The 12,537-nt window shown below is 38.6% G+C and carries 15 protein-coding genes; 13 read left to right on the forward strand and 2 right to left on the reverse strand.

From position 1 onward, the window contains the following. The first annotated feature begins 402 nt into the window (after positions 1-402). The 11 genes from rho (at position 403) to Q9B79_RS18105 (ending at position 8,926) form a co-directional block, all read left to right on the forward strand. Positions 403-1,674: a transcription termination factor Rho gene (rho, locus tag Q9B79_RS18055; RefSeq protein WP_001053898.1), complete on the forward strand. Its 1,272-nt coding sequence runs from the start codon at positions 403-405 to the stop codon at positions 1,672-1,674. A 476-nt stretch (positions 1,675-2,150) separates the two neighbouring features. Next, on the forward strand, positions 2,151-2,396 hold the full coding sequence (locus Q9B79_RS18060; RefSeq protein WP_000643433.1) for a type B 50S ribosomal protein L31: 246 nt from the start codon (positions 2,151-2,153) through the stop codon (positions 2,394-2,396). Positions 2,397-2,504: 108 nt separating this feature from the next. Then, positions 2,505-3,092 (forward strand): thymidine kinase, encoded by a 588-nt coding sequence (locus tag Q9B79_RS18065; protein WP_000280862.1) that lies wholly within the window; start codon positions 2,505-2,507, stop codon positions 3,090-3,092. 143 nt (positions 3,093-3,235) lie between these two features. Next, positions 3,236-4,303 carry a peptide chain release factor 1 gene (gene prfA, locus Q9B79_RS18070; protein WP_306186920.1) on the forward strand — a complete coding sequence of 356 codons (1,068 nt, stop codon included), beginning with the start codon at positions 3,236-3,238 and terminating at the stop codon, positions 4,301-4,303. Beyond that, entirely contained in the window at positions 4,303-5,154 is an 852-nt protein-coding gene (gene prmC / locus Q9B79_RS18075) for a peptide chain release factor N(5)-glutamine methyltransferase (RefSeq protein WP_306186357.1), read from the forward strand. Before prfA ends, prmC begins: the two co-directional genes overlap by 1 nt. A 111-nt stretch (positions 5,155-5,265) precedes the next feature. Next, complete coding sequence (spoIIR, locus tag Q9B79_RS18080; RefSeq protein ID WP_306186360.1) at positions 5,266-6,132, forward strand: stage II sporulation protein R; 867 nt, start codon at positions 5,266-5,268, stop codon at positions 6,130-6,132. 49 nt (positions 6,133-6,181) lie between these two features. Beyond that, positions 6,182-6,640: a GNAT family N-acetyltransferase gene (locus tag Q9B79_RS18085; protein ID WP_098436271.1), complete on the forward strand. Its 459-nt coding sequence runs from the start codon at positions 6,182-6,184 to the stop codon at positions 6,638-6,640. A gap of 108 nt (positions 6,641-6,748) precedes the next feature. After that, entirely contained in the window at positions 6,749-7,789 is a 1,041-nt protein-coding gene (locus Q9B79_RS18090) for an L-threonylcarbamoyladenylate synthase (RefSeq protein WP_306186363.1), read from the forward strand. Positions 7,790-7,866: 77 nt separating this feature from the next. Continuing rightward, positions 7,867-8,415 (forward strand): manganese efflux pump MntP, encoded by a 549-nt coding sequence (locus tag Q9B79_RS18095; protein ID WP_306186365.1) that lies wholly within the window; start codon positions 7,867-7,869, stop codon positions 8,413-8,415. 19 nt (positions 8,416-8,434) lie between these two features. Then, complete coding sequence (locus tag Q9B79_RS18100) at positions 8,435-8,566, forward strand: hypothetical protein (protein ID WP_001037631.1); 132 nt, start codon at positions 8,435-8,437, stop codon at positions 8,564-8,566. 81 nt (positions 8,567-8,647) lie between these two features. Next, positions 8,648-8,926 carry a DUF3935 domain-containing protein gene (locus tag Q9B79_RS18105; protein WP_306186367.1) on the forward strand — a complete coding sequence of 93 codons (279 nt, stop codon included), beginning with the start codon at positions 8,648-8,650 and terminating at the stop codon, positions 8,924-8,926. A gap of 561 nt (positions 8,927-9,487) precedes the next feature. Here the strand turns inward: Q9B79_RS18105 and Q9B79_RS18110 are convergent. Next, positions 9,488-10,099, reverse strand: a complete 612-nt coding sequence (locus tag Q9B79_RS18110; protein WP_306186369.1) for a flavin reductase family protein — start codon at positions 10,097-10,099, stop codon at positions 9,488-9,490. 159 nt (positions 10,100-10,258) lie between these two features. After that, complete coding sequence (locus Q9B79_RS18115) at positions 10,259-10,645, reverse strand: DoxX family protein (RefSeq protein ID WP_098670014.1); 387 nt, start codon at positions 10,643-10,645, stop codon at positions 10,259-10,261. A gap of 535 nt (positions 10,646-11,180) precedes the next feature. Here Q9B79_RS18115 and Q9B79_RS18120 point away from each other — a divergent pair. Both Q9B79_RS18120 and Q9B79_RS18125 read left to right on the forward strand, forming a co-directional pair. Further along, positions 11,181-11,678, forward strand: a complete 498-nt coding sequence (locus tag Q9B79_RS18120) for a PTS sugar transporter subunit IIA (protein WP_000473666.1) — start codon at positions 11,181-11,183, stop codon at positions 11,676-11,678. Between the two features lie 396 nt (positions 11,679-12,074). Beyond that, on the forward strand, positions 12,075-12,515 hold the full coding sequence (locus Q9B79_RS18125; protein WP_306186372.1) for a low molecular weight protein arginine phosphatase: 441 nt from the start codon (positions 12,075-12,077) through the stop codon (positions 12,513-12,515). Positions 12,516-12,537 lie beyond the last annotated feature (22 nt).

A 12,537-nucleotide genomic window follows, 5' to 3' on the forward strand; every position in this document is an offset into this window, starting at 1 on the left:
TTAAATAAAAAGTGCAAGCGGCTCGTTCAGAATTGCAGGCTATTTGGAACTCTCGACCTTGAAGCGCTCTTTGCTTCGAGTGAGAGAGTGAAATGACCGGAGATTCTAGCCGCTGGAACTGGATTAAGTAAAAAGCAGAGGTGGCTCGTTCAGAATGGGAGAATTGAAGCTCTCGACTATCCTAGCTGCTGAAACTAGATTAAATAAAAAGCGAAGACGAATTTTCTTGTCTTCGCTTCTTGTATTTGTGTTTCAACGTATTGATTAAAACTAGATAAAAGGGTTACAATAGTGAATATTACCCTACTTGAACTTATTGCCTTTCATTATTAATTATTTGCCTTCCGTATTTTTTCCCTTTACCCATGTGAAAAGAGAATAATGTTAAAGTGTGGTGTCTGAATGAATTTGTCAATTGCAGCATTAGAAAACATGAAATTAAAAGAGTTATACGAGCTTGCGAAGGAATTTAAGATTTCGTATTATAGCAAATTAACGAAAAAAGAGTTAATCTTCGCCATTTTAAAAGCTCGAGCAGAAAAAGAAGGCTTCTTCTTCATGGAAGGCGTATTAGAAATTATTCAATCAGAAGGATTTGGATTCCTACGTCCTATCAACTACTCTCCAAGCTCAGAAGATATTTATATCTCAGCTTCGCAAATTCGTCGTTTCGATTTACGTAATGGAGATAAGGTTTCTGGTAAAGTACGACCTCCGAAAGAAAATGAACGCTATTTTGGATTATTACAAGTTGAAGCTGTAAACGGCGATGATCCAGAGTCAGCAAAAGAGCGTGTGCATTTCCCTGCATTAACACCATTATACCCAGATCGCCAAATGAAGTTGGAAACGGAACCGAAAAAGTTACCGACACGCATCATGGATTTAATCGCACCAGTTGGATTTGGACAACGTGGTTTAATTGTCGCGCCTCCAAAGGCTGGTAAAACGAGTCTATTAAAAGAAATCGCACACAGTGTTACAACAAATCATCCGGAAGCTGAATTAATTGTACTGTTAATTGATGAGCGTCCAGAGGAAGTAACAGACATTGAACGTTCTGTTAAAGGAGATGTTGTAAGCTCTACTTTTGATGAAGTACCAGAAAATCATATTAAAGTAGCAGAACTTGTGTTAGAACGTGCAATGCGCCTTGTAGAACACAAGAAAGATGTTATCATTTTAATGGATAGTATTACCCGTTTAGCGCGAGCTTACAACCTTGTTATTCCGCCAAGTGGTAGAACATTATCGGGTGGTATCGACCCAGCTGCCTTCCATAGACCGAAGCGTTTCTTTGGAGCTGCTCGTAATATTGAAGAAGGCGGTAGCTTAACGATTTTAGCAACAGCGCTTGTTGATACAGGATCTCGTATGGACGATGTAATTTACGAAGAATTTAAAGGAACTGGAAATATGGAACTTCACTTAGATCGTTCATTAGCTGAGCGTCGTATCTTCCCGGCAATTGATATTCGCCGTTCTGGTACACGTAAAGAAGATCTATTAATTCCGAAAGAACATTTAGACAAGCTATGGGGTATTCGCAAAACAATGCGCGATACACCAGACTTTGTTGAAGGTTTCTTACGTAAACTTCGTCAAACAAAGACAAATGAAGAATTTTTACAAAACATTGTTGCAGATTCAAAAAGATATGTAACAACGAAGTAAAGGGAAAAGATTGGGACTCGCTTATTTTGTGGTAAGCGAGTTTTTTATGTTTTTTAGGTGATGTTAAAGAGAGATGAGTGGAAGGGCATGAGTTGGCTCTGATTTAAGTTGATGGCGGCTAGCATCTCCGGTCATTTCACTCCCTCGCTCGAAGCAAAAAGCGCTTCAAGATCGAGAGCTTGAAGTATCCTGACTTTTGAACGAGCCACTTGCGCTTTTAAATGATATCCAGTTCCGGTGGCTTCGCGTCTTCCTACGAGGCAAAAAGCGCTTCTATGTCAGAAGCTCCATCCCCCTCCCGTTCTAAACGAGCCGCTTCTGCTTTTAAAATTAAAAAGACAAAAACAGGTAGTTGCAAAATGAAGTTAGCCTTGTTATAATTTCATCATATGTGTTTCATCAATATAGTTGTGTATGCAGCTGAAGATGAAAAACTCTGTTTCGAAAATGATTCAGGGCGGAAGGAGATGAAAAGAATGAAAGCAGGAATTCACCCAGATTACAAGAAAGTTGTATTCATGGACACAAACACAGGCTTCAAATTCTTAAGCGGATCTACTAAAGGATCTAACGAAACTGTTGAGTGGGAAGATGGTAACACTTATCCATTACTAAAAGTTGAGATCAGTTCTGATTCTCACCCATTCTACACTGGACGTCAGAAGTTTGCTACTGCAGACGGACGCGTTGACCGCTTCAATAAGAAATACGGTCTTAAGTAATAAAAACATAAAACAGGCAAGTGTATCTATTCGCTTGTCTGTTTTTTTTGCGAAAATATTATACCTTTACCCTACTTTTAACGAAAAAGTAGATGAAAGGAGAGCTTCATGTACTTAATAAATCAGAACGGTTGGATTGAAGTGATTTGCGGTAGTATGTTTTCTGGTAAATCAGAAGAGCTTATCCGCCGTGTGCGTCGTACGCAATTTGCGAAACAACATGCAATTGTATTTAAACCATGTATTGATAATCGCTATAGTGAAGAAGACGTTGTATCACATAACGGATTAAAGGTAAAAGCAGTTCCTGTTTCAGCTTCAAAAGATATATTCGAACATATCACTGAAGAAATGGATGTAATTGCAATCGATGAGGTGCAATTCTTTGATGGGGACATTGTGGAAGTGGTGCAAGTATTGGCAAATCGTGGCTATCGTGTCATTGTAGCTGGTTTAGACCAAGATTTCCGTGGTCTACCATTTGGACAAGTTCCTCAGCTGATGGCGATTGCTGAACATGTAACAAAACTACAAGCAGTATGTTCTGCATGTGGATCTCCAGCGAGTCGTACACAACGATTAATTGATGGAGAACCAGCGGCATTTGATGATCCGATTATTTTAGTCGGGGCTTCAGAATCGTATGAACCACGCTGTCGTCATTGTCATGCAGTTCCTACAAACAAAGATAAGTAAAACTCGCTGCACAAGGCGGGTTTTTTTCAGAATAGAGAGTGTGAGTGGTGTGAGCCGCTTGTGCTTTTAAATATAATTTGCGTTTTTTTGAGTAAGTACCATATACTATTTGTATTAGATACTAGGATGTAGAGGTGAATGATGTGTTAGATCGTTTGCAAGCTGTAGAAAATCGTTATGAGAAGTTAAATGAATTGTTAAGCGACCCAGAGGTTATTAGCGATACAAATAAGCTTCGTGAATATTCAAAGGAACAGTCTGATATACAAGAAACGGTAGAGGTGTATCGTGAGTATAAAGATGTTCGTGAGCAATTAAAAGATGCGAAAGCAATGTTAGAAGATAAGTTAGACGCAGAAATGCGTGAAATGGTAAAAGAAGAGGTTTCTGAATTAGAAGGACAAGATAAAGAGTTATCAGAGCGTCTGAAAATCTTACTTGTACCAAAAGACCCTAACGATGATAAGAACGTTATCGTTGAGGTTCGTGGAGCTGCTGGTGGCGACGAGGCTGCTTTATTTGCTGGTGACTTATACCGCATGTATAGCCGTTACGCTGAGGTACAAGGTTGGAAAACGGAGATTATCGAGGCTAGCTATACAGAGTTAGGTGGATATAAAGAGATTATCTTTATGATTAACGGTAAAGGTGCTTTCGCGAAGCTGAAATTCGAGAATGGTGCTCACCGTGTACAACGTGTTCCTGAAACGGAATCTGGTGGACGTATCCATACATCTACAGCAACTGTAGCTGTATTACCAGAGGCAGAAGAAGTAGAAATTGATATTCATGAGAAAGATGTTCGTGTTGATACATTCGCTTCTAGTGGACCTGGTGGACAGAGCGTTAATACAACGATGTCAGCGGTACGTTTAACGCATTTACCGACTGGTGTAGTTGTATCGTGTCAGGATGAGAAATCACAAATTAAGAATAAAGAAAAAGCGATGAAAGTATTACGCGCACGTGTTTATGATAAGTTTAGACAAGAAGCACAAGCTGAATATGATCAAAACCGTAAACAAGCTGTTGGTACGGGTGATCGTTCAGAGCGTATTCGTACGTATAACTTCCCGCAAAACCGTGTTACAGACCATCGAATCGGTTTAACGATTCAAAAGCTAGATCAAATCTTACAAGGTAAGTTAGATGATTTCATCAATGCCTTAGTGATGGAAGATCAGGCTCAAAGGATGGAGGCAGCTGAGTAATGCGTGTCTATGAAGCCCTGAAATGGGCTTCTTCTTTTTTACAGGAGAATGGACGAGATGAAAATGCGGGAGAAATTGTCCTTTGTCATGTATTAAAGGTGAATAGAACAGGATTATTGATGAACATGCGTGAAGAAATAACTGCGGAACAAGAAGTAAGTTTTACAGAGTTTATCCACAAGCATGTAGAAGGTATTCCGATTCAATATATGATTGGTCATGAAATGTTTTATGGAAGATCGTTCTTTGTGAATGAAGAAGTATTAATACCAAGACCAGAAACAGAAGAGCTTATAGTGGGAGTGTTAGAAAGAATCGAGCGCCATTTTGGTGATGAGAAACTACATGTAGCAGATATCGGTACAGGTAGTGGAGCGATTTCGATTACGCTTGCTTTAGAAAATAAAAATCTTCATGTGTATACGGTAGATATTGCACAGGAGTCGATTGAAGTTGCAAAGGAAAATGCAAAAACTTTGGGCGCAGAAGTAACGTTCTATCACGGTGATTTATTATCGCCATTTTATGAAACAGGTCAAAAGCTAGATGTTGTTGTTTCGAATCCTCCATATATACCAGAAGAGGATTGGCGTGGCCTTTCTCCTGTGGTGAAAGAGCATGAGCCAAAGAGAGCACTTGTTGGCGGTGAAGACGGATTAGATTTTTATCGCCGTTTTATGGAAGAGTTGCCGAATGTGTTGCAGAAGAAAGCAATTGTAGCATTTGAAATTGGAGTAGGGCAAGGTGAGGACGTGAAAGAGCTGTTACAACAAGCTTTTCCACATGCTCATGTTGAGGTTGTTTTTGATATCAACGGAAAAGATCGTATGGTATTTGCAGAGATGGAGTAAGGTTCACACCTTACTCTATTTTTTATGGGAAAAATTATATAGATTTTGAATTTAATAGTTTAGAAACATGAAAGTCTGTCCACACTGTTTGTAGAAGGGACGGTGGAGGAAATGAAAAAACAAGTTATTGCTTATCTTCTTCTATTATTAATTGGTGCACAGTTACTTGTGCAGTTTGGATATATGAAAGCTGATGCGAAAGGGCCTTCAGTTATTCCGAAAGAGGCCGTTCGATTACGAATTTTAGCAAATAGCGATTCAGATAAAGATCAGGCGTTAAAGCGTAAAGTGCGTGATGAAGTAAAAGCACAAATTGATGGATGGGTAGCGGATTTAACTTCATTTGAAGAGGCGCGTAAAGTCATTCAAAGTCATATTCCAGAAATCGAAAAAACAGTGGCAAATACGTTAAAGAAAGAAGGAAGTAAAGATTCATTTCAAGTGAAATTCAGTAAAAATGTAAAATTTCCTACAAAGGTATACGGGAATTTTATTTATCCGGCAGGGGAATATGAAGCCGTTTTAATTACAATTGGGGAAGGTGAAGGGGCGAACTGGTGGTGTGTATTGTTTCCACCGATGTGTTTTTTAGATTTTTCAAGTGGTACAGCTGTAAGGAAAGAAGAACATGTTGTGAAGGCTGAATCTCCTGAAGAGGAGCAAGTAAAACAAATAGATGATGAAGAAGTAGTAAATGCAGAAGAGAAAAAAGAGGATGAGGTGAAAGAAAAGAAAGCTGTAAAGCAGGAGGTCGCAAAAAAAGTAACAGCTTCTGAAAAGAAAGTAGTAAAAAATGATACAAAAGTAGAAGAACAACCTGTAAGTAAAGAGGAAACAAAAACTGTGGAAAAAGTGGAGAAACCTGTGGAACAAAAACAAGAAAAACAAAATGAGTACGTAAAAGTAGAGGAGGAAGAAGAAAAGCCAGAAGTTAAGTTATTTATTGTAGAAGCTTTTACATCTTTATTCTCTAAATAGTACTATTCGTAAATCCCTCCTCATATATAAAAAAGAGGAGGGATTTATTATGAAGAAGGTATATTTTGCGACGAAAGCGGATGTGGAAAGATTGCATTCTTTTTTCGGACAAGCTAACAAAAAAGATGATAAAATAAATGAGTTGTACGCGCAATTTATGATTTTGGAAGAGGCAGAAGAAATACGAGCTGTCATCGGATATGAACAAAGTGAAGAAAACGCACTTATTCGTTCTTGTTTATTCACACCTAATGTGGATAAACAGACTTTCTTATATTTTTTCGAAACGTTTTTGCAGTATATGAAAGAAAAAAATATTCGACAATTGTACTTATTAACAAATCATCCACAATCTATAACGATATTTCAGTTTTTTGACTTTGTTACTATAGAGAAAGAAAGCGTACCAGAGGGAATTCGACAGTTAGAACACTTTTGTAAAAATATAAAAGAGCCAAACGCAATAATACTAAATTGTCAGCTATTCACAAAGTTATCCACGGATTAATTAGGTTTATCCACATTTTGTGGATAAACCTTGTTTGTCTTTTGGATAAATATCATAGTAAACTAAAAATAGACAAGTATTTCAGGGTAGAAAAGGACGTGGGAAAAAATGCATACAAATATGTGGGTTGTGGATAATGTTGTGGAAAGAAAAAAATATTATCCACAGTTACAAGAAGCAGCAAAATTATTAAGAGAAAACGAGGCGATTGCCTTCCCTACCGAAACGGTATATGGACTGGGTGCAAACGCAATGAATGATGAAGCGATTGCGAAAATCTTTGAGGCGAAAGGAAGACCAAGTGATAATCCACTGATTGTCCACATCGGTACAAAATCGCAGTTAGATGGGATTGTGAAGGAAATTCCGCCAGTTGCTGAGAAGTTGATGGAGCACTTTTGGCCAGGACCGTTAACAATTATTTTGCCTAGAAAAGAAGGGATTTCAGAGAAGGTGACGGCAGGACTTAATACGGTTGGAGTAAGAATGCCTGATCATCCAGTAGCGCTTGCTCTTATTGAAGAAGCAGATGTACCTGTTGCAGCACCGAGTGCGAATCGTTCTGGGCGTCCAAGTCCGACGTTAGCGTCTCACGTATATGAAGATTTAAATGAGAAAATCGCAGGTATTGTAGATGGTGGTGCAACAGGGGTAGGTGTTGAATCGACTGTAATTGATTGTACGAGCGCTGTTCCAACGATATTACGCCCAGGTGGGATTACGAAAGAACAATTAGAAGCGGTGATCGGCACGGTTTCTTTAGATCCAGCTTTAAAGGATGAGAAGGAAAAACCGAAATCACCTGGAATGAAATATACACATTATGCACCGAAAGCGCCACTGAGTATTGTTGAAGGTTCACGTGAATTTATTCAACGTCTTGTGGATGAGAAGAAGAAAGAAGGATTCAAAGTAGGTGTATTAACGACAGAAGAGTATCAGCACGTATATAGTGCGGATGTTGTATTGTCTTGTGGTGTTCGAAGCGATTTAGCTAGCGTTGCGACTAAATTATATGATGTACTTAGAACGTTTGATGCAAGTGAAGTGGATGTTATTTTTAGTGAATCATTCCCGAATGAAGGAATAGGGAATGCCATTATGAATCGATTAACAAAAGCGGCAGGACATCAAATTATTACTGAATGATAAGGTACGATTAGCAAACAGAATATTTCTCCTCGGATAAGCATATTTTGAAGTAGCACGTCCGAGGAGGGACATGAATGACGTTTGAACAGCTAATACCTTTAATAATTATGGCATTCGCCTTAGGGATGGATGCGTTCTCGGTAAGTCTTGGTATGGGAATGATGACCTTAAAGGTAAGACAAATCCTGTATATCGGTGTGACGATAGGGATATTTCATATTATCATGCCATTTATAGGGATGGTATTAGGTCGTTTTTTATCAGAACAGTATGGAGACATTGCACATTTTGCAGGTGCTATTTTATTAATCGGATTAGGATTCTATATTGTATATTCATCTATTTTGGAAAATGAAGAGACTAGAACAGCCCCTATTGGAATTAGTTTATTTGTATTTGCATTTGGTGTTAGTATAGACAGTTTTTCAGTAGGTCTTAGTCTTGGTATTTATGGGGCACAGACAATTATTACGATATTACTTTTTGGGTTTGTTAGTATGTTATTAGCGTGGACTGGTTTATTAATTGGGAGACATGCGAAAGGTATGCTCGGTACATATGGCGAGATAGTAGGTGGTATCATTTTGGTTGGATTTGGATTATATCTCCTTTTTCCTATATAATTTTAAGGAGGAGGGCGCTATGAACAAGTTATTGGAATGGTATATTCGATTTGTAACTTTCTTTCCTAGATGGTTACGACTGCTTGTTATTTGGGGTATTATTTTGCAAATTTCAATTTTAGGTTGGATGAAGTTAATTCGCGAATGGTAAGATAGCTCCTTTCTGTACATAGTTTTGTTTGTACTATACTCATTGCGCTAAAAAATTCCACATATAGAAAGGATGAGATGGATGACGAGATTGAAGCAAGTTTTTGGTATTGTTATTAGTTTTTTTGTATTTTGGTTTAGTATGCTCGGTGTACAAATGTTTGCTGAGTTTTTGGATATTGAGTCATTGAAGTTTGTTGCGGGAAAAACGGAGGCAGCGCGTGCTTTTTATTCTCCATACCCGTTTTTAATTGTTTTTCTAATTACATTGCTTTCCCTTTACTTCTTCGTAATTAAGCTTGGGAAACCGAAAAAAGAGAAAGTACCTACTTTAGAAGAAAAGAAGGAAGAGTTACAATAATAAAATCCCCTGCTAAAAAGTAGGGGATTTTATGTTTGCGTGATGGACGTAATTGATTGCATTCAGTATTTAGTTATATCCAGCTCCAGCGGCTAGAATGGTCGGTGGCTTCGCATCTTCCTACGAGGCAAAAAAGCGCCTCTACGTCAGAAGCTCCATCCTCCTCCCATTCTGAACGAGCCGCCTCCACTTTTAAATATATCCAGCTCCAGCGGCTAGAATGGTCGGTGGCTTCGCATCTTCCTACGAGGCAAAAAAGCGCCTCTACGTCAGAAGCTCCATCCTCCTCCCATTCTGAACGAGCCGCCTCCGCTTTTAAATATATCCAGCTCCAGCGGCTAGAATCTCCGGTCATTTCGTTCTCTCGCATGAAGCAAAAAGCGCTTCAAGATCGAGAACTCCAATGCCCTGCGATTCTGAGCGAGCCGCCTCCGCTTTTAAACATTATCCAGTTCCAGTGGCCAGCTCTTCGCATCTAAGAACCTCCCGCACTAAAGGTAAAAAGCACCTTTTGTGCGAGAGAACCTTAGCTGGTCAGAGCTAAACGGGCCACTTCCACTTTTAAACGGGCCTTACCAACTCAAATTGTTCTCCTAGTTTTGCGTAGTTGTGTCCTGCTAGGCGGCTTACTGGTTTGAGTCCCTCTGCGTGAATGCGACCTTTTTCGTATAGGTGTTCTGCGACGTGGAAACGAACGACGCGTCCAATTAGTAGATCACAAGCTGGTGAGTCTTCTGTTCCACCAAGAGGGATTGCGCGTTCTAATACGCATTCCATTCGAATGTTTGCTTCTTTTACACCTGGAACGGAGATGACATCACTTTCAATTGGTGTTAGTTTTGCCAGTTCAATTTCACTTTCATTTGGCGGGAGGTTAGCTGCTGTTTCGTTAATTGCTTCTACGTAAGATTCATCAGAAATATGTACGACAAACTCTCCTTTTTCAATTGCATTTCGAGAAGTGTCCTTTCTTTCTCCTGCTTTTCGTTGCACAGAAACTGAAATAAGTGGTGGATTTGCAGCAACGATGTTGAAATAACTGTATGGTGCGCCATTTAATACGCCGTCTTCTGTTACAGAAGTAACGAATGCGACAGGGCGTGGAATGATACTTCCCGTTAATAATTTGTAATTCTCTTTTTCCGTTTGTTCGTTTGGATTAATGGATAACATGATTGAAATCCCCTTTCTAAATATGACGACTTATTGTTTGTTTACAAGATGTTAGTGGAAAACTCCTGCTGAAAATAATATTTTTATTACATAAAAAGAACTTACTTCAATTGTAATGAAGTAAGTTCCGTTTGAAAAATCTTGAAACTGAGATAAATATTACAGTAAAACGTATGCGCCAGGTCCGATTAAAGCTACACCAATCGCAACAGCGATTAACATTAAATTGTATTCATATCCGTTTTGTGTCACCCAGTAACCATTTTTTCCGTGAACAGTGAAGATTGCCATTAACATTGTTCCAACGATAAACAACGAACCGACTGCAATGAAAATACCTGATGCAAATAAGAAACCGCCTAGTAATTCAGTTGCACCAGCCATAAATGCCATAAATACACCGGGGCGTAAACCGATTGATTCCATCCAGCCACCTGTTCCTTTTAAACCGTAACCGCCGAACCAACCAAATAATTTTTGAGCACCATGACCCATGAATGTAATACCTATAATAAGACGAATAATAAGAAGACCGAAATCCATCATTTAAAAACCTCCTAAAAGTTATTAACTTACCTTACGTAAGTAATAATAAAATAGTTACTTACTTTAGTCAAGTGGATTTTGAAAAAAGTTTGAAATAAAGTGAAACTTTAATCAGTAGGGGCGGTTCATCCCTGCTGATTATCAGCCCTCATCAATCGGACGTTTACGAGCAGTTGATCGCCTACCTGAATTTTTGCTCTAGCTGCGCTTTGATTTGGAGATGTTACTGACCCGTTAACGCGGGGTAAATTTTACAAATTAACAACAAAAAACAAAATGTAGTAAAGATCTCTAGACAAGTTGGGTGAAAAAAGAGAAAATATAAGTAGAAGTTAACTTCTTATTGTTATTCAGACAATCAGAATTGACTGGAATTTTGTGAGACGCTACAATAAGAGTCTAGTAGTAATAACGTAATTTATTTCGAAAGCGTTTTTACAGTATAATATTCGAAGTATGAGGTCTTACGTTTATTCAGATCTTTAATAGAGATTGCCCTATAAACTTTTAGGTAAATTATAAGGAGGACTATCCTATGTTTAAAAAATTATTCGGTCTTGGTTCAAAAACAAATGAAGAAACAATCGTAGCTCCATTAACTGGAGCAGTGAAAAATATTGAAGAAGTACCAGATCCAGTATTCGCTGGTCGTATGATGGGTGACGGTGTTGCAATCGATCCTACTGAAGGTGTAGTTGTATCTCCAGTTGATGGCGAAATCGTACAATTATTCCACACGAAACATGCGATTGGAATTAAAGCGAAAAACGGTACAGAAATTTTAATCCACGTTGGATTAGAAACTGTAAAAATGGAAGGCGAAGGTTTCGAAGCTCACGTTTCTGAAGGACAAGCTGTAAAAGCTGGAGATAAATTAATCTCATTCGACTTAGAATTAATTCGTGAAAAAGCGAAAAGCACAATTACTCCAATCGTTATTACAAACACAGATGCAGCTGAGTCTATTAAGACAACGGTAGGTGTAACTGCTACAAAAGGTTCAACAGAGGTAATGAAAGTTACAATGAAATAATAAGTATTAAATGAAAGGAATCCGTTTCATATGAAATGGATTCCTTATTTTGTTTTGTAGTCTGTTCCTTATGTATGGTAAAATACTTTGGGCACTTGGAAATAGGGTTTCACATATATGTGGATAAGGCGCATTTTTCTTAGAAAAAATATAAGAGAAATGCGCCTTTCGTATATTCACATTTCTTTTGTTCTATTTTAATTTACGCTATGATAAAGTGAAACTTTAATCAGTGGAGGAGGTATCCCACTGATTATCAGCCCTCACCAATCGGGTTTTTACGGGCAGTTAGTCTCCCAGCTAATTCCCTCGCATTCGCCAAATTTTGAAGTGGGAGTCTTACTGCCCGTTAATGCGGGGTAAAAGATAGGAAATAGAGAAAAGGGGTGGGTTTAAATGAAACGAGTATTATTTGTTTGCACTGGAAATACATGTCGTAGTCCGATGGCTGAGGCGTTACTGCGCCATCATGGAGAAGGTAAGTTTGAAGTGCAATCTGCTGGTGTTTTCGCCTATCCTGGAAGTGATGCGTCGGTACATGCAAAGGAAGCCTTAGCTGAAAAGGGAATTGCGATTGATCATGCCGCGCAGCAGGTAAACGAAGCCTTAATTGATTGGGCAGATATTGTAGTAACAATGACGGAAAACCATAAGCAAATTGTCCTTGGGCATTATCCGAGTGTTGAAGGGAAAATAGATACATTATATGGAGTAACTGAGGGGACAAGTAAGGATATTTCAGATCCATTTGGCGGATCTCTCTCTATTTATAAAGAAACGCTAGAAGAGATGGAAAAACTTGTACAAACTTTACTGAAAAAACATTCAGAGGGTTGATGTTTCGTGTATAATACGATAT

Origin of the sequence: Bacillus sp. MHSD_36, from assembly GCF_030757775.1 — a bacterium.
GTDB lineage: Bacteria > Bacillota > Bacilli > Bacillales > Bacillaceae_G > Bacillus_A.

What these genes read in the sequence shown, in the direction of transcription:
- rho (WP_001053898.1), top strand. Translation starts at nt 403, where the DNA reads ATGAATTTGTCAATTGCAGCATTAGAAAACATGAAATTAAAAGAGTTA.
- Q9B79_RS18060 (WP_000643433.1), top strand. Translation starts at nt 2,151, where the DNA reads ATGAAAGCAGGAATTCACCCAGATTACAAGAAAGTTGTATTCATGGAC.
- Q9B79_RS18065 (WP_000280862.1), top strand. Translation starts at nt 2,505, where the DNA reads ATGTACTTAATAAATCAGAACGGTTGGATTGAAGTGATTTGCGGTAGT.
- prmC (WP_306186357.1), top strand. Translation starts at nt 4,303, where the DNA reads ATGCGTGTCTATGAAGCCCTGAAATGGGCTTCTTCTTTTTTACAGGAG.
- spoIIR (WP_306186360.1), top strand. Translation starts at nt 5,266, where the DNA reads ATGAAAAAACAAGTTATTGCTTATCTTCTTCTATTATTAATTGGTGCA.
- Q9B79_RS18085 (WP_098436271.1), top strand. Translation starts at nt 6,182, where the DNA reads ATGAAGAAGGTATATTTTGCGACGAAAGCGGATGTGGAAAGATTGCAT.
- Q9B79_RS18090 (WP_306186363.1), top strand. Translation starts at nt 6,749, where the DNA reads ATGCATACAAATATGTGGGTTGTGGATAATGTTGTGGAAAGAAAAAAA.
- Q9B79_RS18095 (WP_306186365.1), top strand. Translation starts at nt 7,867, where the DNA reads ATGACGTTTGAACAGCTAATACCTTTAATAATTATGGCATTCGCCTTA.
- Q9B79_RS18100 (WP_001037631.1), top strand. Translation starts at nt 8,435, where the DNA reads ATGAACAAGTTATTGGAATGGTATATTCGATTTGTAACTTTCTTTCCT.
- Q9B79_RS18105 (WP_306186367.1), top strand. Translation starts at nt 8,648, where the DNA reads ATGACGAGATTGAAGCAAGTTTTTGGTATTGTTATTAGTTTTTTTGTA.
- Q9B79_RS18110 (WP_306186369.1), bottom strand. Translation starts at nt 10,099, where the DNA reads ATGTTATCCATTAATCCAAACGAACAAACGGAAAAAGAGAATTACAAA.
- Q9B79_RS18115 (WP_098670014.1), bottom strand. Translation starts at nt 10,645, where the DNA reads ATGATGGATTTCGGTCTTCTTATTATTCGTCTTATTATAGGTATTACA.
- Q9B79_RS18120 (WP_000473666.1), top strand. Translation starts at nt 11,181, where the DNA reads ATGTTTAAAAAATTATTCGGTCTTGGTTCAAAAACAAATGAAGAAACA.
- Q9B79_RS18125 (WP_306186372.1), top strand. Translation starts at nt 12,075, where the DNA reads ATGAAACGAGTATTATTTGTTTGCACTGGAAATACATGTCGTAGTCCG.